The organism is Allobosea sp. AK1 (assembly GCF_006714945.1).
GTDB classification, from domain to species: Bacteria; Pseudomonadota; Alphaproteobacteria; order Rhizobiales; family Beijerinckiaceae; genus Allobosea; species Allobosea robiniae.
Genome location: NZ_VFMG01000001.1, coordinates 4918053 through 4943020, shown reverse-complemented (window position 1 = coordinate 4943020; position 24968 = coordinate 4918053). Strand labels below are relative to the sequence as shown.

At 66.5% G+C, this 24968-nt stretch carries 25 protein-coding genes; 8 read left to right on the top strand and 17 right to left on the bottom strand.

Annotated features, from left to right (window positions below; genetic code table 11):
- Positions 1-317: 317 nt before the first annotated feature.
- The 5 genes from FHT98_RS23575 to FHT98_RS23555 form a co-directional block, all read right to left on the bottom strand.
- Positions 318-1004 (bottom strand): ABC transporter ATP-binding protein, encoded by a 687-nt coding sequence (locus FHT98_RS23575; protein ID WP_061968079.1) that lies wholly within the window; start codon positions 1002-1004, stop codon positions 318-320.
- A 4-nt stretch (positions 1005-1008) separates the two neighbouring features.
- The gene (locus FHT98_RS23570) at positions 1009-2301 is read right to left on the bottom strand and encodes a lipoprotein-releasing ABC transporter permease subunit (RefSeq protein ID WP_061968081.1); all 1293 of its coding nucleotides are present in this window, start codon (positions 2299-2301) and stop codon (positions 1009-1011) included.
- Between the two features lie 43 nt (positions 2302-2344).
- A complete protein-coding gene (proS, locus tag FHT98_RS23565) occupies positions 2345-3676 on the bottom strand; it encodes a proline--tRNA ligase (protein WP_142115478.1) in 1332 nt (443 codons plus the stop codon).
- 152 nt (positions 3677-3828) lie between these two features.
- The gene (gene coaD / locus FHT98_RS23560) at positions 3829-4329 is read right to left on the bottom strand and encodes a pantetheine-phosphate adenylyltransferase (protein WP_142115477.1); all 501 of its coding nucleotides are present in this window, start codon (positions 4327-4329) and stop codon (positions 3829-3831) included.
- A gap of 60 nt (positions 4330-4389) precedes the next feature.
- Positions 4390-4689, bottom strand: coding sequence for a hypothetical protein (locus tag FHT98_RS23555; protein ID WP_142115476.1), 300 nt, complete (start codon positions 4687-4689; stop codon positions 4390-4392).
- Here FHT98_RS23555 and FHT98_RS23550 point away from each other — a divergent pair.
- Positions 4670-6541, top strand: coding sequence for an ABC-F family ATP-binding cassette domain-containing protein (locus tag FHT98_RS23550; protein WP_142115475.1), 1872 nt, complete (start codon positions 4670-4672; stop codon positions 6539-6541). The two genes, FHT98_RS23555 and FHT98_RS23550, sit on opposite strands and share 20 nt — an antisense overlap.
- Before the next feature lie 42 nt (positions 6542-6583).
- On the opposite strand, the gene FHT98_RS23545 is transcribed toward FHT98_RS23550, so the two are convergent.
- On the bottom strand, positions 6584-6838 hold the full coding sequence (locus FHT98_RS23545) for a hypothetical protein (RefSeq protein WP_142115474.1): 255 nt from the start codon (positions 6836-6838) through the stop codon (positions 6584-6586).
- A gap of 69 nt (positions 6839-6907) precedes the next feature.
- Positions 6908-7246, bottom strand: coding sequence for a YciI family protein (locus FHT98_RS23540; RefSeq protein WP_142115473.1), 339 nt, complete (start codon positions 7244-7246; stop codon positions 6908-6910).
- A gap of 133 nt (positions 7247-7379) precedes the next feature.
- On the opposite strand from FHT98_RS23540, the gene FHT98_RS23535 reads away from it, so the two are divergent.
- Positions 7380-8513: an MlaD family protein gene (locus FHT98_RS23535; RefSeq protein WP_142115472.1), complete on the top strand. Its 1134-nt coding sequence runs from the start codon at positions 7380-7382 to the stop codon at positions 8511-8513.
- A gap of 26 nt (positions 8514-8539) precedes the next feature.
- Entirely contained in the window at positions 8540-8731 is a 192-nt protein-coding gene (locus FHT98_RS23530; protein WP_142115471.1) for a hypothetical protein, read from the top strand.
- Here FHT98_RS23530 and FHT98_RS23525 read toward each other — a convergent pair.
- From FHT98_RS23525 to FHT98_RS23515, 3 genes are read right to left on the bottom strand one after another with little or no spacing between them, the layout of a single operon-like run.
- Complete coding sequence (locus tag FHT98_RS23525) at positions 8728-9165, bottom strand: hypothetical protein (protein ID WP_091859094.1); 438 nt, start codon at positions 9163-9165, stop codon at positions 8728-8730. The two genes, FHT98_RS23530 and FHT98_RS23525, sit on opposite strands and share 4 nt — an antisense overlap.
- Positions 9162-9614 (bottom strand): DNA polymerase III subunit chi, encoded by a 453-nt coding sequence (locus tag FHT98_RS23520; protein WP_142115470.1) that lies wholly within the window; start codon positions 9612-9614, stop codon positions 9162-9164. The genes FHT98_RS23525 and FHT98_RS23520 overlap by 4 nt, the downstream gene beginning before the upstream one ends.
- Before the next feature lie 48 nt (positions 9615-9662).
- Positions 9663-11156 carry a leucyl aminopeptidase gene (locus tag FHT98_RS23515; protein WP_142115469.1) on the bottom strand — a complete coding sequence of 498 codons (1494 nt, stop codon included), beginning with the start codon at positions 11154-11156 and terminating at the stop codon, positions 9663-9665.
- 155 nt (positions 11157-11311) lie between these two features.
- Between FHT98_RS23515 and lptF the strand changes: the two genes are divergently transcribed.
- From lptF to rsmA, 5 genes are read left to right on the top strand one after another with little or no spacing between them, the layout of a single operon-like run.
- Entirely contained in the window at positions 11312-12505 is a 1194-nt protein-coding gene (gene lptF, locus FHT98_RS23510; RefSeq protein ID WP_061968101.1) for an LPS export ABC transporter permease LptF, read from the top strand.
- Positions 12505-13596, top strand: a complete 1092-nt coding sequence (lptG, locus tag FHT98_RS23505) for an LPS export ABC transporter permease LptG (RefSeq protein WP_061968103.1) — start codon at positions 12505-12507, stop codon at positions 13594-13596. Before lptF ends, lptG begins: the two co-directional genes overlap by 1 nt.
- Before the next feature lie 49 nt (positions 13597-13645).
- A complete protein-coding gene (locus FHT98_RS23500) occupies positions 13646-16204 on the top strand; it encodes an LPS-assembly protein LptD (protein WP_248309294.1) in 2559 nt (852 codons plus the stop codon).
- Positions 16205-16258: 54 nt separating this feature from the next.
- On the top strand, positions 16259-17281 hold the full coding sequence (gene pdxA / locus FHT98_RS23495; protein ID WP_142115466.1) for a 4-hydroxythreonine-4-phosphate dehydrogenase PdxA: 1023 nt from the start codon (positions 16259-16261) through the stop codon (positions 17279-17281).
- Positions 17278-18126, top strand: a complete 849-nt coding sequence (gene rsmA, locus FHT98_RS23490) for a 16S rRNA (adenine(1518)-N(6)/adenine(1519)-N(6))-dimethyltransferase RsmA (protein WP_142115465.1) — start codon at positions 17278-17280, stop codon at positions 18124-18126. The genes pdxA and rsmA overlap by 4 nt, the downstream gene beginning before the upstream one ends.
- On the opposite strand, the gene gmk is transcribed toward rsmA, so the two are convergent.
- The 7 genes from gmk to fabD form a co-directional block, all read right to left on the bottom strand.
- A complete protein-coding gene (gene gmk / locus FHT98_RS23485; RefSeq protein WP_061968109.1) occupies positions 18127-18774 on the bottom strand; it encodes a guanylate kinase in 648 nt (215 codons plus the stop codon).
- Between the two features lie 5 nt (positions 18775-18779).
- Entirely contained in the window at positions 18780-19661 is an 882-nt protein-coding gene (locus tag FHT98_RS23480) for a YicC/YloC family endoribonuclease (protein WP_142115464.1), read from the bottom strand.
- 111 nt (positions 19662-19772) lie between these two features.
- Positions 19773-21125: an endolytic transglycosylase MltG gene (gene mltG, locus FHT98_RS23475; protein ID WP_248309293.1), complete on the bottom strand. Its 1353-nt coding sequence runs from the start codon at positions 21123-21125 to the stop codon at positions 19773-19775.
- A gap of 208 nt (positions 21126-21333) precedes the next feature.
- Positions 21334-22605, bottom strand: a complete 1272-nt coding sequence (gene fabF, locus FHT98_RS23470) for a beta-ketoacyl-ACP synthase II (RefSeq protein ID WP_061968115.1) — start codon at positions 22603-22605, stop codon at positions 21334-21336.
- 55 nt (positions 22606-22660) lie between these two features.
- Positions 22661-22897 (bottom strand): acyl carrier protein, encoded by a 237-nt coding sequence (locus tag FHT98_RS23465; RefSeq protein ID WP_061968116.1) that lies wholly within the window; start codon positions 22895-22897, stop codon positions 22661-22663.
- A gap of 265 nt (positions 22898-23162) precedes the next feature.
- Positions 23163-23900 carry a 3-oxoacyl-[acyl-carrier-protein] reductase gene (fabG, locus tag FHT98_RS23460; RefSeq protein ID WP_061968118.1) on the bottom strand — a complete coding sequence of 246 codons (738 nt, stop codon included), beginning with the start codon at positions 23898-23900 and terminating at the stop codon, positions 23163-23165.
- A 55-nt stretch (positions 23901-23955) separates the two neighbouring features.
- Positions 23956-24900 carry an ACP S-malonyltransferase gene (fabD, locus tag FHT98_RS23455; protein WP_142115462.1) on the bottom strand — a complete coding sequence of 315 codons (945 nt, stop codon included), beginning with the start codon at positions 24898-24900 and terminating at the stop codon, positions 23956-23958.
- Positions 24901-24968 lie beyond the last annotated feature (68 nt).

Below are 24968 nucleotides of genomic sequence, written 5' to 3'. Positions count from 1 at the left end.
GTTCTCGTCAATGTCGATAGGGAAACTGGCGAGTTGATCTCGGCGTAGAGGTTAATGAAACCCTACCGGGTGACCGAATCCGACATGGGGCCGGCCTTCATCTTCACTGCCCTGCGAATGTCACACCCGTCATGGTCGGGCTTGTCCCAACCGTCGATGTCTTCGCTGGTCGAGGTCGCGTTCAAGACGTGGCTGCTCGCCACAAGCACGAGCATGACGACGGCTGGATCGTTCCTGCCAGAACAACCCTTGTCATTCCGGGGGAGCGCCGCGGGCGTGAACCTGGGACCCACGACTGGCTGAGCGTTTCCAGTCGCCTACAGCTTGACGACCAGCCCATCGCGGATCGTGACCTGCCGATCCATCTGGCGGGCAAGCTCGAGGTTATGCGTCGCGATCAGCGCCGCCAGCCCCGAGGCCCGCGCCAGCGCCATCAGCGTGCCGAAGACATGCTGCGCGGTCTGCGGGTCGAGATTGCCGGTCGGCTCGTCAGCCAGCAGCAGGCGCGGCCCGTTGGCAACGGCACGGCCGATCGCGACACGCTGCTGCTCGCCGCCCGACAACTCGCCCGGCAGATGGTCGAGGCGCTCGCCGAGACCCAGGAAGGTCAGCAATTCGGTCGCCCGCTCCTCGGCGAGACCGCGGGCGAGGCCGCGGATGCGCTGCGGCAGCACGACATTCTCCAGCGCCGTGAACTCGGGCAGCAGATGGTGGAACTGGTAGACGAAGCCGATCTCGGTGCGGCGCAGCCGCGTGCGGCCCTTGTCGTCGAGCTTGGTGGTGGCGAGCCCGCCGACGAAGACCTCGCCGGCATCGGGCTTCTCCAAGAGGCCGGCGACATGCAGCAGCGTCGACTTGCCGGTGCCGCTCGGCGCGACCAGCGCGACGACCTCGCCCGGCCAGAGCGCGAAATCGGCCTTGCGCAGCACTTCGAGCGGCGCATCGCTCTGCGGATAATAGCGCTCGACCTGGGAAAGGAAGAGCGCGGGCATTTCCTGTGCCATCGCTTTAGCCCATCCTCAGCGCTTCGACGGGGTCAAGCCGGGCAGCCTTCCAGGCCGGATAGAGCGTCGCCAGCAGCGACAGGGTCAGCGCCATCAGCACGACGCTCGTCACCTCGCTCCAGTCTATGACCGAGGGGATGTCGCTGAGGAAGCGCACCGTCGGGTCCCAGAGATTGGCCCCGGTGATCCAGTTCAGCCCGGCCATGATCGACTTGATGTTCTTTGCGAAGACGATGCCGAGGCCTAAGCCCGCCAGCGTACCGACGACGCCGATCGTCGCTCCGGTGATCAGGAAGACGCGCAGCACCGTGCCGCGCGTGCAGCCCATGGTGCGCATGATCGCGATGTCGGCGGTCTTGTCCTTCACCAGCATGATCAGGCCGGAGACGATATTCAGCGCCGCGACCAGCACGATCAGCGTCAGGATGATGAACATCACGTTCCGCTCGACTTCGAGCGCATTGAAGAAGCTGCGATTGCGCTGGCGCCAGTCGGAGAGCACGAGCGGGCGCGGCGCATCGGCCTCGATCGCGTCGCGCACGGCCTGGGTCCGGTCGGGGTTGTCGACGAAGATCTCGATGACGTTCACGTCGCCGTCGCGGTTGAAATAGGCCTGCGCCTCGTTGAGCGGCATGTAGACGAAGGTGCCGTCGAACTCGGTCATGCCGATCTCGAAGATCGCCTTGACCGGATAGGCCTTGATGCGCGGGGCCGTACCGAAGGGCGTCGAGGCGCCCTGCGGGGAAACCAGGGTCATCATGTCGCCGGCCTGGATGCCCAGCGCATTGGCGAGGCGCCGGCCGATGGCGACGCCGGGCGTGCCACCGTCGAAGCCGTCGAGCGTGCCGGACTTGATATTGCCGCCGATGAAGGGAATCGCCTTGATGTCGCTCTCGCGTATGCCGCGCACCAGCACGCCGTTGTTACCCGTCTGCGAGGAGGCGAGCGCCTGGCCCTCGACCAGCGGAATCGCGAGCTTGATGCCGGGGATCTTGGCGAGCCTGGCCGCGACGCTGTCGTAATCGTCGAGCGGGCGGTCGATCGGCGTCGCGAAGATATGGCCGTTCACGCCGACGATCTTGCTGAGCAGCTCGATCCGGAAGCCGTTCATCACCGACATCACGATGATCAGCGTCGCGACGCCGAGCAGGATGCCGAGGAAGGAGAAGCCGGCAATGACCGAGACGAAGCCCTCGCGGCGGCGCGTGCGCAGATAGCGCCCGGCGAGCAGCCATTCGAATCCGGCGAAAGGCTTCGTCCCGGTCGGAACCTCGGCGCTGTCGGCGACGGCGCTCATGCGGCAGCTCCCATCAGGTGCGTCTTCATGACGGTGTCCGCCGTCACGCCGCCCTGCCCTTGAAGCGGTCGAGCGCGGCTTCCAGCGAGACGAGCTCACGCTCGCCGCCAGCGCGGCGCTTGATCTCGACCTTGCCCTCGGCCAGCCCCTTCGGGCCGACGATGATCTGCCAGGGCACGCCGATCAGGTCGGCTGTGGCGAATTTTCCGCCCGGGCGCGTGTCCGTATCGTCGTAGAGCGCGTCATAACCCTTGCCGAGCAGCGTCTTGTAGAGCTGCTCGCAGGCACCGTCCGTCGCGGCGTCGCCGACCTTGAGGTTGATCACCGCGATGTCGAAGGGCGCGATCTCCTCCGGCCAGACGATACCGGCATCGTCATGCCCGGCCTCGATCAGCGCGGCGACGAGGCGGCTCGGCCCGATGCCGTAGGAGCCGCCATGCAGCAGCACCGGTTGGCCGTCCGGCCCGGCGACGGTCGCGCCCATCGGCTCGGAATATTTCGTGCCGAAATAGAAGATATGGCCGACTTCGATGCCGCGCGCCGAGACGCGCTTGTCTTCCGGAACCGCCTCGAAGGCGGCCTTGTCGTGCATTTCCTCGGTCGCGGCGTAGAGGCTCGTCCACTTGTCGAAGACGCCCTGCAGGCCGGCGACATCGTCGAAATCGGTGTCGGCGGCCGGCGTCTCGAAGTTCAGGTAGTCGCTGTGGCAGAAGACCTCGCTCTCGCCGGTCGAGGCGAGCACGATGAATTCGTGGCTGAGGTCACCGCCAATCGGGCCGGTATCGGCCTTCATCGGGATCGCCTTCAGGCCGAGCCGCGTGAAGGTACGCAGATAGGCGGTGAACATGCGGTTATAGGCGTGGCGCGCCGCATCCTTGTCGAGATCGAAGGAATAGGCGTCCTTCATCAGGAACTCGCGGCCGCGCATCACGCCGAAGCGCGGACGGACCTCGTCGCGGAATTTCCACTGGATGTGGTAGAGATTGAGCGGCAGGTCCTTGTAGGACTTGACGTAGGAGCGGACGATCTCGGTGACCATCTCCTCGTTGGTCGGCCCGTACAGCATGTCGCGATCATGCCGGTCCTTGATGCGCAGCATCTCCTTGCCATAGGCCTCGTAGCGCCCGCTCTCGCGCCAGAGATCGGCCGACTGGATGGTCGGCATCAGGATCTCGATGGCGCCCGAGCGATTCTGCTCCTCACGGACGACGTTGCTGATCTTGTTCAGCACGCGCAGGCCCAGCGGCAGCCAGGAATAGATGCCCGCCGACTGCTGGCGGATCATGCCGGCACGCAGCATCAGCCGGTGCGAGACGATCTCGGCCTCCTTGGGCGTATCGCGCAGGAGGGGCAGGAAATAGCGGGAAAGACGCATCGGGAAACCTGTCGGAGGGCGTCGTGCAGGGCACTGCACGACGAGTCGCTTCATCTGAGAGACACCATCGCTCTCGACAAATTGCAAACCAAAATCAGCAGGAAGCGGCGGAAGATGGCGAAGTTATGTGCCTTTCGCCGAAGATCATGCCGTCAGCTCTTGGCGAAGCGCGCCTTCAGCGCGGCCAGCACGGGCGCCGGCACGAAGGGCGAGACATCGCCGCCCATCGCCGCGATCTGGCGCACCAGCGTCGCGGTAATGTAGCGCACGTCGGGCGAGGCCGGCAGGAACACGGTCTGCACGTCCGGCGCCATGGTGCCGTTCATCCCCGCCATCTGCATCTCGTAGTCGAGGTCGCTGCCGTCGCGCAGGCCGCGGATGATGATCGAGGCCCCGGCCCGGCGCGCCGCGTCGACGGCGAGATCGTCGAAGGTCACGACGTCGAGCGTCGCTCCTTTCGCCGCCAGCAACGGCCCGGCGACGGCGCGCAACAATTCGGCGCGGATATCGACTGAGAGCAGCGGCGTCTTGCCGGGGTGGACCCCGATCGCCAGGACGAGCCTGTCGCAGAGGCCGGCGGCGGCCGCGATGACGTCGGCATGGCCGTTGGTCACGGGATCGAAGGAGCCGGTGTAGAAAGCGATGCGTGCCATACGGCCAGCGTTAGCGGCTGGACCGGAGGACGACAAGTCTTCTCAGGGGCTTGGGGAGCCTCAGCTCAGTGGCACCAACGCGGCGCGCGCGGCAGCGCTGCCGATGATGATCGAGACGATGACCATGAGCGAGGCCGTAGCGGAGGCACGGCGGGAGCTGGCGTAGGACAGGCGGGTATCCATGAAGATAGCCTCGGCGAATCGCGGTTGACCCGGTTTCCCTTGGGTGATGCCCGGTGCGGGCGGCCCCAAGGCGAGATTTTGACGAAACGGTGACAACGGCCGCTTGTTCCGGCTTTCGATTGCCTTTTCGAGCGCGGCAAGCCTAAACGGGCGCGCCATGCTCACGATCAACGACATCACCTACCGCCTCGGCGAACGCCTGCTGCTCGAACATACCGGTGCCGCCATCCCGGATGGCGCACGCGTCGGCTTCGTCGGCCGCAACGGCACCGGCAAGACCACGCTGTTCAAGATCATCACCGGCGATCTCGGCACCGAGAGCGGCACGATCAGCCTGCCGCGGGGCCGGCGTATCGGTGGCGTCGCGCAGGAGGCGCCGGGCGGCCCGGAGACGCTGATCGAGGTCGTGCTCGCCGCCGATACCGAGCGCTCGGCCCTGATGACGGAAGCGGAGACCGCGACCGATCCGCACCGCATCGCCGAGATCGGCACGCGGCTTGCCGATATCGGCGCGCATTCGGCCCCGGCGCGCGCGGCGATGGTGCTGCACGGGCTCGGCTTCGACGAGGAGGCGCAGCAGCGCCCCTGCTCCGATTTCTCGGGCGGCTGGCGCATGCGCGTCGCGCTCGCCGCCGTGCTGTTCTCCGAGCCCGACCTGCTGCTGCTCGACGAGCCCACCAACTATCTCGACCTCGAAGGCACGCTCTGGCTCTACGACTACCTTGAGCGCTATCCGCACACCGTGATCGTCATCAGCCACGATCGCGAACTGCTCGACACCTCGGTCGACCACATCATGCATCTCGACCAGGGCAAGCTCACGCTCTATCGCGGCGGCTATTCCTCCTTCGAGAAGCAGCGCGCCGAGAAGCAGATGCAGCTCGCCCGCGCCAAGGAGAAGCAGGACGCCGAGCGCAAGCATCTCCAGTCCTTCGTCGACCGCTTCAAGGCCAAGGCGACCAAGGCCCGGCAGGCGCAGTCGCGCGTCAAGCGGCTGGAGAAGATGCAGACCATCGCCGCGATCGTCGACCGCGACGTGCAGCCCTTCTCCTTCCCCGGTCCGGAAAAGCCGCTCTCGCCGCCGATGATCGTGCTGGAGGATGCCGCCGCCGGTTATGGCGAGCGCAAGGTCTTGTCCCGCCTCAACCTCTCGCTGGCGCCTGACGACCGCATCGCGCTGCTCGGCTCGAACGGCAACGGCAAATCGACCTTCTGCAAGCTGATCGGCGGCAGGCTCGACGCCATGTCCGGCGAGATGAAGAAGTCGAGCAAGCTGGAGACCGCCTATTTCGCCCAGCACCAGCTCGACGAATTGCGCATCGAGGATACACCGGTCGGCCATCTGCGCGACCTCATGCCGGATGCGCCGGAGGCCAAGGTGCGCTCCAAGGCGGCGCAGATCGGCTTCCCCGCGAACAAGGCCGATACGCCGGTGAAGCTGCTCTCCGGCGGCGAGAAGGCGCGCCTGATGCTGGGGCTCGCGACCTTCCACGGGCCGCATCTTCTGATCCTCGACGAGCCGACCAACCATCTCGACATCGACAGCCGCACGGCGCTGGTCACCGCGATCAACGACTATCCCGGTGCCGTCATCCTCGTCAGCCACGACCGCTTCCTGATCGAGGCCTGCGCCGACCGGCTCTGGCTCGTCGGTGGCGGGACGGTGAAGAATTTCGACGGCGACATGGACGATTACCGCACTTACGTGCTGGGCGCCGCCAAGGCCGAGAAGCGCGGCAAGCCGGCGCCGGATGCGACTGCCAAGCCCAAGGCCGACGAGCGCAAGGAAGCGGCGACGAAGCGGGCCGCGCAGGGGCCGCTCAGGCAGAAGCTCAATCTCGCCGAGGCGCGCATCGCCAAGCTGACCGGCCTGATCGAGAAGGTCGATGCGGCGCTCGCCAACGGCGCCTTTGCCCGCGACCCCGACAAGGCGATCCAGATCTCGCGCCAGCGCGCCGAACTGTCGGAGGCGCTGGCCGCGGCCGAGGAGGAATGGCTGCTGCTCGGCGAGGAGCTGGAGAGCGCCTGAGGCGTCAGGTCTTCGGAATGCGGCGCAGCCGCGACCGGTGACCTACGGGCGCGGGACGCAAGCGCCGAGCCTCAGCATGGTGCCGGGCGGGCAGGTATGCGGGCCGGTGGGCTGCGAGATCGGCCGGACGGATTCGCAGCAGGCGCCGCGCACGACATAGCCGCTCGGGCAGCCGCCGGACCTTTCCATGCGGTCCTTGCCGTCTCGCGTCGGCCGGCATGAACCGGCAGCGAGCGCGTCATCGGCAGCGCCAAAGGCGACCGCGACCAACGCCGCAAAGATGGCAAATCTGATCATGGGCGGCGATCTCCGATGGCGGCTATCGCCGGCGAATGGCGTGCTCGGCGGAAGCTGGCAATGGCCATCCTAGCTGGCCGGATCATACATGAACTCGCGCAGCTCCTGCGCGCAGCGGCAGGCCCGCGCGAGCTTCGCCGCCCATTTCACCGCCTCTTCGCGCGTCGGCAGCTCCAGCACCGCGAAACCGCCATTGAGGCGGCTCCCCGGATAAATCTCCCCGGACACCGATCCATCGGCGGAGACGAGCACGGGGGCGACCGGCTCGTTGATCCCGCCGCCGAAGACATAAACGCCGGCCGCCTTGGCCTCCTCGATCACCGCATGGGAGTCGACGGAGGCGGCGTTCAGCTCCTCGTCCGTGAGTACCATCGCCTCGCTCGGAAAGGAGATGAGATATTTCGTCATGCCGCGATGATGCGTTGCAGATTGGGCGAAAACAAGCGGATGGGTCGCCGATCGCCTCGTGGCCGTCGCGACAGTAGACTATGCTGTCGACTCGGATGGCAGCTCCACCTGGCAATGAAAGACAATTCCGCCGATGAAATCGCGAGCAGCTCATGCGCTGATCGGTCTGGCTACGCTGGTCGTGCTCGCTGTGCTGTTCGGGCTCGGTTATTGGTTCAGCCGGGGGCAAGGGGACACCATCGACGTCAAGGTCGTCTTCAACGGCAAGGTCTCCGGCCTCGGCCGTGGCTCCAGCGTGCTGTTCAACGGCCTGCGGATCGGCGAGGTCAAGGAACTCGAGATCGAGCCGAGTGATCCGCGCCAGATCTACGCCATCCTGAAGATCAGCCAGTCCGCTCCGCTGCGCGTCGATACGATCGCCCGCCTCGAAGGCCAGGGCTTGGCCGGCATCGTCGCCGTGCAGCTTCGTGGAGGCAGCCCCGCCGCTGCTCCGTTGATCGCCGGGCCAGGGCAGGCTCTTCCGACGATCATCGCGGAATCCTCCGAAAGCATCTTCGAAAAGGTCGGGTCCATCGCGAAGGGCATCGATGAGGCTCTCGTCGGCATCGATGCCGCAATCCAGGCCAATGCGGGGCCCGTGACCGAGAAGATCAAATACGTGGAGAACCTGTCGGCCACGCTGAACAGCAATTCGTCCGAGGTCGACAAGTTCATGCAGAGCGTCAGCTCGGCGGCCGAATTCATCACGCCGCTTCCGGACAGGCTGAAAGACTTCAGCGAGGGTTTCATGGAGGCCCTCCGATCCGTCGACAAGGATCGGGTCGCTTCAGTCATCGACGATGCCGATCAGCTTGCCGCAAAACTGAGCGCTGCCGCTCCCGACATCGGCAAGACGGTGCGGAGCGTCGCCTCGATGAGCGAGAAGCTCAACAGGGCCGCCGATCAGGTCGATGGCGTGCTGAAAGGCGCGCAAGCCTTCCTGACCGGTGCCGGAAGAGAAAACGGGGGAAGCGTCTTCGAAGACGTGGCCGAGGCGGCGAAATCCCTGCGCACGCTCGCCGACAATCTGGATCGGAGCTCGGCGGCGGTGGCGGCAAAGATCATCCAGTTCACGGGAAGCGGGCTGCAGAAGGTCGAAACACTCACCTCGGACGGCAGCCGCGCCCTCTCCGGCTTCGACCGTACGCTGCGCAATGTGAATCGGGACCCGCAAGGGCTGATTTTCGGGAGCAAGAACCGCATCCCGCAATATAACGGCTCGCGATAGAACAGGCGCCTGTCCGGAGAAGCCCGATGTCCGTCACGACGATCCTCTGGCAAATCCCATTGGCTCTGGCCGGATGTTTCGGTGGCGCGTATCTCGGCCAGGAGATTCTCGGCGGCGGCGCGATCGGCTGGTCGGTCACTGGTGCGATCGTCGCGCTCTGCTGCGCCCCGCTTTTCAAGTCGCTGATGGCCCACCGAGCCCGGCGCCAAAGCCGCTAGCGCGAAGACGCGACCGCCCCCGGATCCCCCTGCCCGGGCTTGACGATCCGGCTCAGGCGGTTGTCGGTGAACATGTAGATCTCGCGGCCGCCGGGCTCGGAATAGAGCACCTGGACCTCGCGCTGGCCCTTGCCGCTCTCGCCGACGAGCACGTCGGTCGGGCGCCCGCCCTTCAGCTTCACCAGTTCGCATTCGGTGATGCCGGGCGCGATCTCCTTCGGCAGCGGCCGGGTCGAGGGATCGAGCGAGGCGCCGACGCTGCACTCGCCTTCCGGCGTCAGGACCGGTTCCTGCGTCGAGATGCCGGCGCTGCCGGAGGTCGTCGTCGTCGTGGTGACGCCGCCCTTCGTCTCCGACTGGAAGGCGAAACCGCCCATATCGACCGAGCAGCCGGCAAGGGCGGCGGTGCAGAGCAACAGAACAGGCAGTCTCACGCTTTCTTCTCCCAACGGCCGGCATCGTCCTGCTGCCAGTAGCTGGCGGCATGGCCCGAGGCCCTGGCCTTCTTCCAATCCTCGCGGGCGGCAGCAAGCGCCTCGGGATCGTCACCATCGAATATCAGGACGACGCGCTCGTAGTCCTGCATTGCGTCGGGAATGCGGACCCCGTCGGCGCAGACCCGGACCTGTGCGGCGTTCGGGTTATGCGGCTGCGTCGTCAGCACGACCGGATTGCTCGCCGCATCGGCCTCCAGTGCCGTGACATGCGGCAGGAAGCTTTCATCAGCATAGGTCCAGAGGTGGTCGTCGAGCACGCTCAGCCGCTCCTGGCCGCCGACCTCGACGACAACCTTCTGGCCGCGCGACAAGGCGCGGTCGAGGATCGTCGGCAGGACCTGCTCCAGCGGGCGGGACTGCAGATGGAAGAACAGGATCTCGGCCATCGAAGCCTTATATCCTAAAGGGTTGCCGGCATGTCCGCAGAAAGCGAATCAGCCTTCGTAATGGTCGGCGACCAGCCGGTCGAGCAGGCGCACGCCCCAGCCCGGCCCCCAGGAGCGGTTGATCTCCGAATTCGCGGCGGCCATTCCGGTTCCCGCGATGTCGAGATGCGCCCAGGGCGTATCGTCGACATGGCGCTGCAGGAACTGCGCCGCGGTGATCGAGCCGCCATAACGGCCGGCCGAGTTCTTCATGTCGGCGAATTTCGAATCGATCATCTTGTCGTAGGCCTTGCCGAGCGGCATGCGCCAGACCGTCTCGCCGGTGGCGATGCCGGCCGCCGTCAGGCGGGCGGAGAGCTCGTCGTCGTTGCTGAACAGGCCGGCATTCTCCTGCGCCAGTGCGACGAGAATAGCTCCGGTCAACGTCGCCAGATTGATCATGAAGCGCGGCTCGAAGCGCTCCTGCGTGTACCAGAGCACATCCGCCAGAACGAGGCGGCCTTCCGCATCGGTGTTGATGATCTCGATGGTCTGGCCGGAGAGCGAAGTCACGATATCACCGGGGCGCTGGGCGTTGCCGTCAGGCATGTTCTCGACGAGGCCGATCACGCCGATCGCGTTGACCTTGGCCTTGCGGCCGGCCAGCGCCTGCATCAGGCCGACGACGCAGGCCGCGCCCGCCATGTCGCCCTTCATGTCCTCCATGCCGGCCCCCGGCTTCAGCGAGATGCCGCCGGTGTCGAAGGTCACCCCCTTGCCGACGAAGGCGACCGGCTGCGCATCCTTCTTCGCACCGTTCCAGCGCATGACGACGACGCGGCTTTCGCGGCGCGAGCCCTGGCCGACGCCGAGCAGCGCGCGCATGCCGATCTTCTTCAGCGCCTTCTCGTCGAGGATCTCGATCTCGACGCCCAGCTTCTCGAGCTTGGCGGCACGGTCGGCGAACTCTTCCGGATAAAGAACGTTCGGCGGCTCGTTGACGAGGTCGCGCGCCTGGATCACGCCGGCAGCGATGGCGTCAGTCGTCTTCAGAGCCTTTTTCAACGGCGAGGGATCGGCGGCGCGCAGCGTGACCGTCAGCGGCTCGGCCTCATCCTTGTCCTTGCTCTTGGTCTTGTAGCGGTCGAAGGCATAGGCCCGCAGCCGAAGGCCGAGCGCGATATCGGCGGCCTGCTTCGCCTCGAGCGCGCCTTCAGGCAACGCGAGAATGATCTCGGCGCTGCGGCCGGCGCCGAGCCGGCCGGCGATGACACCGCCCAGCTTGACGAAATCCAGCTTGGTGCGCTCGTCCTCAGGCCCGACGCCGACGACGATCAGGCGCTCATAGGAGGCACCTTCCGGCGAGGGCAGCGTCAGCCCGGCCAGGGCCTTGCCCTTGAAACGCTCGGCGGCGGCGGCCCGGGTCAGCAGCGCCTGCGCGCCCTCGCCCGCCCATTCCTGCGCCGCGTCGGGCACGGCAAGCCGGTCCGAGACGAGGATCACCAGATCCTGCCCTTCGACGGCATCCAGGGCTTTGATCTCGAGCTTCAGGCGCTGCGACATGATCCGCTCACAATCTTGCGAAAATGACAGGGGAAGGACAATTGACGGCAGACGGCAAACGATTCCCGTTTGCGCCATGGTCGCGCCTATACCATAGGGTGTGTCCGACGAACCACCTCGGGGAGCGCCTTGCTCTCCTTCTCCGGAAACGACGCGTGCTTCTCAACCGCCTCGATCGCTACATCCTGAAGATCGCGGCGGTGGCGGCGATCGTGCTCCTGCTCGGCCTGACCGGCGTGATCTGGGTCACGCAGGCCCTGCGCGAGGTCGATCTCATCACCGGCAAGGGCCAGACGGTCCTGATCTTCCTGACCGTGACGCTGCTTTCGCTGCCGGCCCTGCTCGCCGGCATCGCGCCGGTCGCGCTGTTCATGTCGACACTCTACACGCTGAACCGGCTCAACGGGGATTCCGAGCTGATCGTGATGAACGCCGCCGGCGTGGCGCCACAGCGCATCACGCGGCCCTTCATCGTGCTGACGATCGCGACCTCGCTGATCGTCGCCTGGATGACGATCTCGGTGATGCCGGCGAGCTTCCGCATGCTGCGCGACCTGATCACGCTGATCCGCGCCGATTTCGTCGCCAACGTGGTCAAGGAAGGCCAGTTCGTCTCGCTCGATTCCGGTGTGACCTTCCATTATCGCGAGAAGGCCGGCGACTCGCTGGTCGGCATCTTCATGCAGGATCGCCGCGACCCGTCGCAGCCCTCGATCTATCTCGCCGAGCGCGGCCGAACGGTCGAGGCCGAGGGCCAGAGCTTCCTGATGCTGGAAAAGGGCACGATCCAGCGCGAGGCCAAGAACACCAGCACGACCTCGATCATCTCGTTCGAGCGCTATGCCCTGAACCTGTCGGCGCTCACAGGCGACGCCAGCGGCGGCCCTGGCGAGGGCGACGGCGACAAGGTGATCTACAAGCCGCGCGAGCGCTCGACCTGGGAGCTGCTCCGGCAGGACACCAACGAAGCCTACTACAAGATCCAGGAAGGCCGCTTCCGGGCCGAGCTGCACAACCGGCTGTCGTCGCCGCTCTATCCCCTCGCCTTCATGCTGATCGCCTTTGCCGCCATCGGCGAGGCGCGCACCACCCGCCAGGGCCGCGCGCTGGCGATCCAGTCGGCGATCATGATCGTCGGAGCGACGCGCATCGCGGCCTATGCGGCCTGGACCGCGAGCGTGCGCTCGCCCTTTGCTGCCGCGCTGCTCTACATCCTGCCGATCCTCGCCATCATCCTGGCGACAGGCTTCATCTTCTACGGCGCACGGATCCAGCCGATACTGGCCCGTCTCGTCGCTCCCCTCACCACGCCGCTGGTCAATCTCGCGGCCCGTTTCCGGCGCGCCTGATGCTGCTGTTCACGACCTTCGGCCGCTATCTGACCAGGCGCTTCGCGCGCGCCATCGTCGGCGTCTTCAGCACGTTCTTCTTCCTGATCGGGACGCTCGATTTCGTCGAGCTGATGCGACGCGCCGGCGATTCCCCGATCGCGACGACGCCGCGCATCGTCCAGCTCGCGCTGTTCCGGGCTCCGGCCGTCGCCGAGCAGATCTTCCCCTTCGCCGCACTGTTCGGCGGCATGTTCGCGCTGCTGACGCTGAGCCGGAAGCTCGAGCTCGTCGTCGCCCGCTCGGTCGGCGTCTCGGCCTGGCAGTTTCTGCAGCCGGCCGCGGCGGTCGCAGGGGTCCTCGGGCTGATCTCGATCATGATCTACAATCCCGTCGCGGCCGAGCTGAAGCGCAAGGCCACGGCGCTCGAGACGCGCCTGTTCGTCCGCTCCGGAGGCAAATCCGCCCTCTCCAAGGAAATCTGGCTGCGGCAGCGCAGCGTCGACGGCCAGGCGATCATCCGCGCCGCGGGCGCCCTGCCCGACGAGGACGGATTGTCGCAGGTCGCGTTCTTCATCTTCAATCCGAACGGCAGCTTCAAGGAGCGAATCGACGCCCGGCAGGCCCTGCTGCGCCCGGGGCACTGGGAGCTCGCCGATGCACGCACGACCTCCGCCACGGAAGAGCCACAGAGCTATAAGAGCTACGTGCTCGCCACCACGCTGGAGCCGGAACAGATGCGCCAGAGCTTCACCCCACCCGACGCGGTGGGCTTCTGGTCGATGCCGGCCGTGATCGACCGGACGCAGCGCGCCGGTCTCGACACGACCCCCTATGAGCTGCGTTATCAGTCGCTTATGGCGCGTCCGCTGCTGCTGATCGCGATGGTGCTCGTGGCCGCATCCGTTTCCTTAAGATTTTTCAGGTTTGGTGGTGTGACCAGACTGGTGATAGGTGGCGTCGCTGCGGGGTTCGTGCTCTATGTGGCGACACAACTGTCGGAGGAACTCGGATCGTCGGGAATCGTCAATCCGATCGTCGCGGCGTGGTTGCCTGCAGCATTGGGGGCAATGCTGGGAGCACTCGCCCTCCTCCATCAGGAAGATGGGTGAAACGTACTGTGCCTATGGTTAATTTCGAGTTTACGAGATGGGTCCAGGAGTGAACCGGCTAGCGCGCTTTGCTGCGGCGACGGCTCTCGCCTCCAGCCTGGCCTATCTGCTGGCCGGGCCGGCCTATGCCCAGAATCGGGCGGCCGGCACGCAGCCCAAGCCTGCGACCACGGCTGCGGCGAAGCCGCAGGACCGGATGGTCGTCGATGCGCGTGAACTCGTCTACGACAACGACAAGAAGACGGTCGCGGCCGTCGGCGACGTCCAGATCCTGTATCAGGGCCGGACGATCGAGGCCGATCGCGTCATCTACGACCAGGGCAACAAGCGCGTCACCGCCATCGGCAAGGCCCGGATCACCGAAGCCAACGGCACGGTCATCACCGGCGACAAGTTCAACCTGACGGATGATTTCCGCGACGGCTTCATCGACTCGCTGCGCGTCGTGAATCCGGACAAGACCCGCTTCTCGGCCCCCCGCGCCGAGCGGACGGATGGCGAGACCTTCGTCTTCGACAAGGGCATCTACACGGCCTGCGAGCCCTGCAAGGACAATCCCGAGCGACCGCCGCTCTGGCAGGTCCGCGCCGCGCGGATCATCCACAAGAAGTCCGAGCAGACGATTTATTACGAGGATGCCCGGGTCGAGTTCGCCGGCATCCCGATGGCCTATATCCCATACATGTCCGGCCCGGATTCGACGGTGAAGCGCAAGTCCGGCTTCCTGTCGCCGCGCTTCATCAACACCTCGGCGCTCGGCTACGGCGTCGGCCTGCCCTATTTCCTCAACCTGGCGCCGAATTACGACCTGACGTTTACGCCGACCTATTTCAGCCGCCAGGGCTTCCTCGGCCAGGTGGAATGGCGGCATCGGCTGGTCAACGGTTCCTACGCGATCCGGGCCTCCGGCATCTTCCAGCAGGACAAGGACGCTTATCTGGCGAGCCCGCTCGGACCGCGCGACAAGGAATTCCGCGGTTCGGTGGAGACGAACGGCAAGTTCTTCATCAACCCGCGCTGGAGCGTCGGCTGGAACGCCTCGATGTCGACGGATCGCTGGTTCTACAAGAACTACCGCATCCGCAACGAGAGCCTCAGCGCCACGACCTATCTGCAGGAATCGATCTCGACGGCCTATCTGAACGGCCAGAGCGAGAGCGCCTGGTTCGACCTGCGCGGCTATTATTTCCAGCCCCTGAACTATCAGGACTGGCAGAAGCAACAGCCCGTCGTGCTGCCGGTGCTGGACTACGACAAGCGCGTCCACAAGCCGACCTTCCTCGGCGGCGAGCTCTCGTTCAACGTCAACATCACCAGCCTGACGCGCGACACGGCCGCCTTCTCGGAGCTGCCGCAGCAGAAGAGCTACCTGATCAGGACGCCGAGCTATTCGCTCTATGACGGCTGCGCCGTCTACGACAAGAACCACTGCCTCGTGCGCGGCCTTGCCGGCAATGTCTCGCGTGCGACCGCCCAGGTCGCCTGGCGGCGCAACTTCATCGACCCGCTGGGGCAGATGTGGACGCCCTATGCCTCGGTGCGCGCCGACGTCTTCTCGATCAATCCCGACACCAGCGGCCTCATCAATTCGCGCGTCTCGACGATCGCCGACACCTCGGACGAGGTCTTCGGCCGGGTGATGCCGGCAATCGGCCTGATGTACCGCTACCCGTTCGTCGCCAAGACCGGCTGGGGCACCCATATCATCGAGCCGGTGGCGCAGATCGTCGCGCGGCCGAACGAGACGAACAGCCTGCGCGTCGCCAACGAGGATGCGCAAAGCCTGGTCTTCGACGCCAACAACCTGTTCGAGTGGAGCGGCAAGTTCTCCGGCTTCGACCGCGTCGAGGGCGGGACCCGCGCGAATGTCGGAGCGCTCTATACCGGGCGCTTCGGCCAGGAAGCCTTCGCCAACCTGCTCATCGGCCAGTCCTACCAGCTCGGAGGGCGGAATTCCTTCGCCGGTGGCGACCTGATCAATACCGGCCTGAACTCCGGTCTGGAGACCCGCAATTCCGACTATGTCGCCCGCGCCCAGCTCTCGCCGTTCAAGGGCTTCTTCCTGACCGGCGCGACGCGCCTCAATTCGACGACCTTCGAAGCCCAGCGGATCGACGCCGCCGCGACCTATTCCAACAGCATCATCTCCGCTTCGGTCGGTTACGGCCGCTACGAGCCCCAGCCCGATCTCGGCATTTCGCGCCGCCGCGAGGGCCTGTCGCTCAACGGCTCGCTCAAGGTCGCCGAGAACTGGCGCCTGCGGGCCGGCGTGCTGTTCGACCTCGACAAGTACAAATACGATCGCGAGCGCTACCGGGACGCTTATGCGGCCTACGCGGCGGCTCCCGCGGCATCCGCTGTCCCGATCTATCCGAACAGCGGGCCGTTCCAGACCGCCTCGACCTCGTTCGGCATCAACTACACCGACGAGTGCACTGTCTTCGACATCAGCTATTCGCAGAGCTATGCCGACCGCCAGGCGGGGGCGACGAAGGATACGCGCACGGTCATGTTCCGCCTCGAACTGCGCACGCTGGGCGAAATCAGCTACTCGCAGAACCTTGGCGGGGCCTCCTCGTCGAGCGACGGCGTTACCTCGTCGAACTAGTCGTACCGGCCCGAAGCGACGGGCCGGATTCTTCTTCAAGGCGCGGAGTTCGTCTTGCCGGCCAAGCCGCTCGCATTGACACAGGGCGACCCGGCCGGCATCGGGCCGGAACTGACGCTTCGCGCCTGGCTGGAGCGCCGCGAGCGCGCGGTGCCCGCATTCGCCTGCATCGGCGACCCCGATCACCTCGCCCGTATCGCCGAGCGGCTTGGATGGACCGTGCCGCTGCATATCTGCGACTGGCGCAATGCCGGAGCTGCCTTTGCCGATGCGTTGCCGGTGATTCCGCTCGCTTCCGGGGCTGGCACCGTCGTTCCCGGCAAGCCTGATCCGGCGACAGCCGCAAGTACGATCGGCTCCATCGACCAGGCGGTCGCCGCGGCCTATGCTGGCGAGGCCGCAGGCGTCGTGACCAATCCGATCGCGAAATCAGTGCTTTACAAGGCCGGCTTCAAGCATCCCGGCCATACGGAATATCTGGCGCATCTGGCTGCGCGAGGTGGTGTTGCGCCGCGCCCGGTGATGATGCTCTGGTGCGAGGACCTCGCTGTCGTGCCGGTGACGATCCACGAGCCGCTGCGCCGCGTGCCCGAGCTTCTGACCACGGCGTTGATCGTCGAGACCGGCCGGATCGTCGCCGCCGAGCTGCGCAGCCGGTTCGGCATCGCCCGGCCGCGACTGGCGATCAGCGGGCTCAATCCCCATGCCGGCGAAGACGGCACGATGGGCCATGAGGACGATGGCGTCGTCGCGCCCGCCATCGCCCAGTTGCGGACCGAGGGCATCGACGCCAGTGGCCCCTATCCGGCCGACACGATGTTCCATGCCCGCGCGCGGGCCGGCTACGACGCGGCGCTGGCGATGTATCACGACCAGGCCCTGATCCCGATCAAGACGATCGCCTTCGACGACGGCGTCAACGTCACGCTCGGCCTGCCCTTCATCCGGACCTCGCCGGACCATGGCACGGCCTTCGACATCGCAGGCCAGGGCATCGCGCGGCCGGACAGCCTCTGCGCCGCCCTGAAGCTCGCCGCCCGGATGGCCGAGCGCACTGTCACGGACACCGCTTCATGAGCCAGATCGACGACCTGCCGCCGCTGCGCGAGGTGGTGGAGCGCCATGGGCTGATGGCGCAGAAGGCGCTCGGCCAGAACTTCCTGTTCGATCTCAACCTGACGAGCCGGATCGCGCGCGCAGCCGGGCCGCTGGACGGCCAGACGGTGGTCGAGATCGGCCCCGGCCCCGGCGGGCTGACGCGGGCGCTATTGGCCAACGGCGCCGGCCGCGTGATCGCGATCGAGCGCGACCGGCGCTGCCTGCCGGCGCTCGCCGAGATCGCGGCGCATTATCCGGGGCGCCTGGAGGTCATCGACGGCGACGCGCTCGCGGTCGACCTGTCGCCCCATCTCGGTGGCGGGCGGGCGCGGATCGTCGCCAACCTGCCCTATAATATCGGGACGCCATTGCTGGTCGGCTGGCTCAGCCTCGAACCCTGGCCGTCCTGGTGGGATTCGCTGACGCTGATGTTCCAGCGCGAGGTCGCCGAGCGCATCGTCGCGACGCCGGATGAGCGCGCCGATTACGGCCGGCTTGCCGTGCTCTCCAACTGGCGCTGCGAGACGAAGATCCTGTTCGACGTGCCGCGCAGCGCCTTCGTGCCGCCGCCGAAGATCACCTCGTCGATCGTGCAATTGATCCCGCGTGCGGAGCCAGAGCCCTGCGACCGGCGCCTGCTGGAGCGGGTGACGCTGGCGGCCTTCGGCCAGCGCCGCAAGATGATCAGGCAGAGCCTGAAGGCGGTGCTGCCCGACCCCGCCCCGATCATCGCGGCCGCCGGCCTCGACGAGACGGCGCGCGCCGAGGAGATACCGGTCTCGGGCTTCGTCAGGCTGGCGAACGCGCTGGCCGCGCAGCGCTGATCAGGGCAGCTCTTCGGTCAGAAGCTGGTCGACGAAGTCGTTGAGGCCGACCGCGCGGCTGCGCTTCAGGCGCTCGGCCGTCAGGATCGCCTTGATCGACTCATAGGCCGCCTGGAGATCGTTGTTGACGATGACGTAATCGTACTGGTTCCAGCGCGCGATCTCGTCACGGGCGTTGGCGAGACGCTTGACGATGACCTCCTCGGCATCCTCGGCGCGGCGGATCAGGCGCGAGCGCAGCTCCGCCATCGAGGGCGGCAGGATGAAGATGGTGACGACATCGGCCCGCGCCTTCTTGACGATCTGCTGGGTGCCCTGCCAATCGATGTCGAACAGCACGTCGCGCCCGGCCGCCAGCGAAGCCTCGACCTCCTTGCGCGGCGTGCCGTAGCCATTGCCGTGGACCTCAGCCCATTCGAGCAGGTCATTGTGCTGGCGCATGGTGTCGAAGGCCGCGCGATCGATGAAGCGGTAATGCACGCCCTCGATCTCGGACGGGCGCTTGGCGCGGGTCGTCACCGAGATCGAGAGGTCGAGGTTGTTCTCGCTCTTGAGATTGCGGGTGAGCGTCGTCTTGCCCGCGCCCGACGGCGAAGACAGGATCAGCATGAGGCCTCGGCGGGCCGGGTGAAGGGTCTCGGCAGCCATCCGGCTCACTCCACGTTCTGGACCTGCTCGCGCATCTGGTCGACGACCGTGCGCAATTCGAGGCCGATGCGCGACAGGCCGGGATCATTGGCCTTGGCGCAGAGCGTCGAGGCCTCGCGGCCGAATTCCTGCGAGAGGAAGTCGAGCTTGCGGCCAATCGGCCCCCCCTTGGCCAGCAATTCGCGCAAAGCCGCGACATGGGCCTGCAACCGGTCGATCTCCTCGCGGATATCGGCACGCACAGCGATCAATGCCGCTTCCTGATGGAGGCGCTGCGGATCGAAGCCGTTATTCGCCCCGAGCAGGGCCTCGACCTGTGCCGCAATCCGGGCCCGGATCGCATCGCTGCTGCGGGCGGGGTGCCCCTCCGCCTCGCCGGCGAGGCGGGCGATGGTTTCGAGATGACCGAGAACGATCGCTTCGAGCGCGCGCCCTTCGGCGGCCCGCGCTTCCTTCAAGGCATCGGTGGCGGCTTCGAGGCCGGCAAGGGCCGGAGCTTCGACCGCGCCGAGCGCATCCTGCGCCTCGTCGGCATAGTCGACGACGCCGCGGATGCCGAGCAGCCCGTCATAGGATGGCGGATTGATGCCGGCGGCCGGCGGCAGCCTTTCGACCGCCTCGAGCAGCGCGGCCAGGACGGCCTCGTTGACGCGGGGGCGCGGCGGACCGGCATCGCTGGTGACGGCAAGGTTGACGTGCAGCGTTCCCCGCGAGAAGGCGGCGCCCAGCTTCTTGCGAGCGGCCTCGGCGAGGACCTCGAAGCCGGGCGGGACACGGACACGCAAATCGAGCCCACGCCCGTTGACGCTGCGGATTTCCCAGGCCCAGCCATGGACTCCGGCCGTTCCCGCCGCGCGGGCAAAGCCCGTCATGCTTTCGATGGACATTGCCCCTGCCGCCTTCATTCAAGATCGGCGGGACCGTAGTGGCGCGCATCCATGACAGCAAGCGGGCTGCCGCCGGAAAATGGGGATTGCGAGCCTTCCGGGGCCTGCAACTCAGGGCTTGAGCTGCGGCACCTGCTTGGGCGAGTTCAGGTCGAAGCTCTTGTTGAGCAGCGGATCCCGCGTCGTGCCTTCCGAAGCGTCGAAGGCGCGGGCGCGTGTTCCCGCAATCGCACCGGTCGGCTGGGCGACGGGGACGCCAGCGGAGCCGGTATTGTCGGCTGCGGGCTGCGTCGTGGCCGGCGCCTCGGTGCGGTTGTCGGGACCTGCCGGCGGCTCGACCTTGTCGACGGCCTCGGCCGGCGGCTTGCCGCCCTGCTGCTGCGTCCGCGTCGTCTCGATCTGGCGCCAGCGTCCGACATTGCGGTTGTGCTGCTCCAGCGTCTCGGCGAAGGCGTGGCCGCCGCTGCCGTCGGCGACGAAGTAGAGGTCCTTGGTCCGCGAGTGGTTGACCACCGCCTCCATGGCGGCGCGACCGGGATTGGCGATCGGCCCCGGCGGCAGGCCGTTGATGACATAGGTGTTGTAGGGCGTCGCCTGCCTGATCTCGCTGCGCTGGATCGGCCGGCCGAGCGTGCCCTTGCCGCCGACGAGGCCGTAGACGATCGTCGGGTCGGATTGCAGCCGCATCTTCTGGTTCAAACGGTTGATGAAGACGCCGGCGACGCGCGGCCGCTCATCGGCGCGCCCGGTCTCCTTCTCGACGATGGAGGCGAGGATGACGAGTTCCTCGGGTGTCTTGATCGGGAGATCAGCGGGCTTGCGCAGCCAAATGCTCTTCAAGATCGCATTCTGGCTCCGCCCCATCTGATCGATGATGCCCTTCCGCGAAAAACCGCGCGGGAAGCGATAGGTGTCAGGCAGGATCGAGCCTTCCTTCGGCACCTGTGCGATCTCGCCGGTCAGGAGGTCGTTGTTGCGCAACCGCTCGACGACCTGTTCGCTCGTCAACCCCTCGGGAATGGTGATCGAATGCTCGACCACCTTGCCGCTCGAGATGATGTCGAGGATCTCCTGGGGGCTGATACGCGCCTTGAACAGGTACTCGCCGGCCTTGAGCTTGTGCCAGTCACCGCCGACGACGGCGGCGACGCGGAACGAAAGCGGGTGCTCGATCAACCCCTCGCGCTGCAGCAGTTCGGCGATCTCGGTGAGCCCGCTCTCCCTGGGGATGATCACGGCCCGGTCGCTGGCCAGCGGCCCCGGCGCCTTGCTCTGGTTCGAGACGACGGCGATCCCGGCGCCGACCACGCCGGCGCCGACGAGCGCGACCGTGAACAGCCCGCTCAGCATCGACAGGAAAGGGCTGCGCCGGCGGCGGCGAACCTTCGGCGGCGGGGCCGGCGGCGCTACGGGCTTGAGGGCCTCGCTCGGACTCTTCGGGGCGACGCGGGGCGTATCATTCACGATCAGGACGCTCGCAGCACGGGGGTGATGGTCTCGGCACGGTGCAAACTGGACCGCGCCTGCCGGAGTGGGCATGCAGCCGCACTCAGTCGGGCGACGGCATTAGAGCCGGTTTCGGTGCGGCTGTGAACGCGGAATCACGCATTCAGCCGCAGTCGTCGCCAACTCTACCCAAGATTATGGCGAAACCGCGCTGTTTCGCAGCGGTTCAATGCTCGGGCCTGTAGCGCCGCATCACCAGCGAGGCATTGGTGCCGCCGAAACCGAAGGAGTTCGACAGGGCGTAATCGATCTCGCGCTTGCGCGCGACATGCGGGACCAGGTCGATCTCGGTCTCGACCGAAGGATTGTCGAGATTGATCGTCGGGGGCGCAGTCTGGTCGCGGATGGCGAGCACGGTGAAGATCGCCTCGATCGCACCGGCAGCGCCGAGCAGATGGCCGGTCGCCGACTTGGTCGACGACATCGACGGACGCCTCGAAGCATTGGCCAGCAACCGCTCGACGGCGCGCAATTCGATCTCGTCGCCAAGCGGCGTCGAGGTGCCGTGGGCATTGATATAGTCGAGGTCGGACGCCGTGATGCCGGCGCGGTCCAGCGCGGCCTGCATGCAGCGATAGGCGCCATCGCCATCCTCGGAGGGCGAGGTGATGTGATAGGCGTCGCCCGACATGCCGTAACCGACGATTTCGGCATAGATATGCGCGCCGCGGGCAAGCGCGTGCTCGAGTTCCTCGAGCACGACGACACCGGCGCCCTCGCCCATCACGAAGCCGTCGCGGTCCTTGTCATAGGGGCGCGAGGCCTTTTCGGGCGTATCGTTGAAACCGGTCGAAAGCGCGCGGCAGGCGCAGAAGCCAGCAATGCCGATGCGGTTCACCGCGGATTCGGCGCCGCCTGCGACCATGACCTCGGCATCACCCAGCGCGATCATGCGGGAGGCGTCGCCGATCGCATGCGCACCGGTCGAACAGGCGGTCACGACGGCGTGATTCGGACCTTTCAGCCCGTGCTCGATCGAGACGTAACCCGCCGCCAGATTGCTCAGGCGGCCGGGAATGAAGAAAGGCGAGAGGCGGCGCGGGCCGCGCTCCTTGAGCAGAAGCGAAGCCTCGTAGATACCGCCCAACCCGCCGATACCGGAGCCGATGGCGACGCCGGTGCGGGTCTGGTCCTCGTAGCTTTCCGGCTTCCAGCCGGCGTCCTGCAACGCCTGCGTGGCCGCCGCCATGGCGAAGACGATGAAATCATCGACCTTGCGCTGCTCCTTCGGCTCCATCCACTGATCGGGATTGAAGGTCCCGTCGCTGCCGTCACCCCGTGGGATGTTGCAGGCGATCCGCGCCGGCAGATCGCTGGCGTCGAAGGATGTGATGGGGCCGGCGCCGCTGGCACCGGCAAGAAGGCGCGACCAGGTCGGCTCGACGCCGCATGCAAGCGGCGTCACCATGCCGAGCCCGGTTACGACAACACGCCGCATCGGATAACTGCGAGAAGCCATGGCTCTTTCTGCGTAGACCAACCCTTAAGGTCGATCAGGCGCTCTTCGACGACAGGAACTTGACGGCGTCGCCGACGGTCACGATCGTCTCGGCGGCATCGTCCGGGATCTCGACCCCGAACTCTTCCTCGAAGGCCATCACGAGCTCGACGGTGTCGAGGCTGTCCGCGCCCAGGTCCTCGATGAAGTTGGCGCCGTCGACGACCTTGTCGGCCTCGACGCCGAGGTGCTCGACCACGATCTTCTTCACGCGCTCGGCAACATCGCTCATGGGTCTCTTCCTTAGACTTTGAAACTGAAAACGCATCGCAGGGGTGCGACGCGGTGGAGGAATCTCATTCCGAGCCGCCGCGCCACCTGGAGGGGGCCCGCGATCCGGAAAGCTTGAAGCCTGCACAAACGCAACAACCGAGGTTTCGTCAAGTCCCCTCGGAACGCCCGGCGGCAGCGAGACGGCGCTAGTTAACATACCCTTTACGGACTGGCGAGAGCGCTTCCAGCTTATCAAAGCCGATCCGGAATGGGCGCTAACGCCCCTAGATCATTGCCATTCCGCCGTTGACGTGCAGCGTCTGCCCGGTCACGTAGCCGGCCTCCGTGCTGGCGAGAAAGGCGACGGCCGCGGCCACATCCGCGCCCTCACCCAGCCGCCCCATCGGCACGTCGGAGAGGATGCCCTCGCGCTGCTTGTCGTTGAGCGCCTGGGTCATCGGCGACTCGATAAAGCCCGGCGCGACCACGTTGACGGTGATGTTGCGGCTCGCGACCTCGGCTGCGAGCGCCTTGGACATGCCGATCAGGCCCGCCTTGGCGGCGGCATAGTTGCCCTGGCCCGGATTGCCCATCGTGCCGACGACGGAGCCGATCGCGACGATTCGGCCGTAGCGGCGGCGCATCATCGACTTCACCGCAGCGCGCGACAGCCGGAAGGCCGCGGTGAGGTTGACCGCGAGCACGCTGTCCCAGTCCTCGTCCTTGAGCCGGATGAATAGGTTGTCGCGGGTGATGCCAGCATTGTTGACGAGAATGTCGAGCCCGCCAAGCTTCTCCTCGGCAGTCGGCACGAGCGCCTCGACCGAATCCTTGTCGGAGAGATTGCAGGGCGCGATCACGACGCGCTCGCCGAGCTCGGCCGCCAGCGCTTCGAGCGCTTCCGCGCGCGTTCCGGAGATCGCGACGCTGGCACCCTGCGCATGCAGTGTCCGGGCGATGGCGCCGCCGAGGCCGCCTGTCGCGCCGGTCACCAGGGCCTTGCGGCCGGTCAGATCAAACATGTTCGCTCCCCTTGTTCGGCATCCTGCCGCTGCAGCCCGTCCCGGGTTTCTGCACTTATTCCTTGCGGGCCTTCCAGGCCGCAACGTCATCGGCCGTGCCGATCGAGACCGGCGCCGCGCCTGCGACGATACGCTTGACGAGCCCGGCCAGCACCTTGCCGCTGCCGGCCTCGACGAAATCGGTGACGCCAGCGGCCGCCATCGCCTGCACGCATTCGCGCCAGCGCACCGTACCGGTGACCTGCGCGACGAGCGAAGCCCGGATCGCATCGGGGTCGCTCAGCGGCCCGGCACCGACATTGGCGACGACCGGCACCACCGGCGCCTGCATCGCGACCTTGGCGAGGGCATCACGCATTGCGTCGGCGGCCGGCTGCATCAGGGCGCAATGGAAGGGCGCGGAAACCGGCAGCAGCATGGCGCGCTTCACGCCGCGCTCGCCGGCGAGCGCGATGGCGCGCTCGATCGCGGCCTTGGCGCCGGAGAGCACGACCTGACCGCCGCCATTGTCGTTGGCGGCTTCGCAGACTTCACCCTGCGCTGCGGCCGCGGCGATCTCGCGGGCGAGATCGAGCTCGGCACCGAGCAGCGCCGCCATCGCGCCCTGCCCCGCCGGCACGGCCTTCTGCATGGCGTCGCCACGAATGCGCAGCAGGCGGGCGGCATCGCCGATCGAGAAGGTCCCGGCCGCAGCCAGCGCCGAATACTCGCCGAGCGAATGACCGGCGACAAAGGCTGAATCGCGCTTCAGGTCGAGCCCGGCTTCGCTTTCCAGGATCCGCACCACCGCGAGGCTCACCGCCATCAGCGCCGGCTGGGCATTGGCCGTTAGGGTCAGCTCCTCGGAAGGCCCCTCCCACATCACGGCCGAGAGCTTCTGCGACAGCGCCGCATCGACCTCGTCGAAGACCGCTTTCGCGACGGCGAAGTTCTCGGCCAGGCTCTTGCCCATGCCGACGGCCTGCGAACCCTGGCCCGGAAAGATGAAGGCTGTGGTCATGTGCGGAACGCCTCGTTCTTCACTACTTATGTATTATGACGGGGCTGTCACATCGGTTTAGCGGCCAA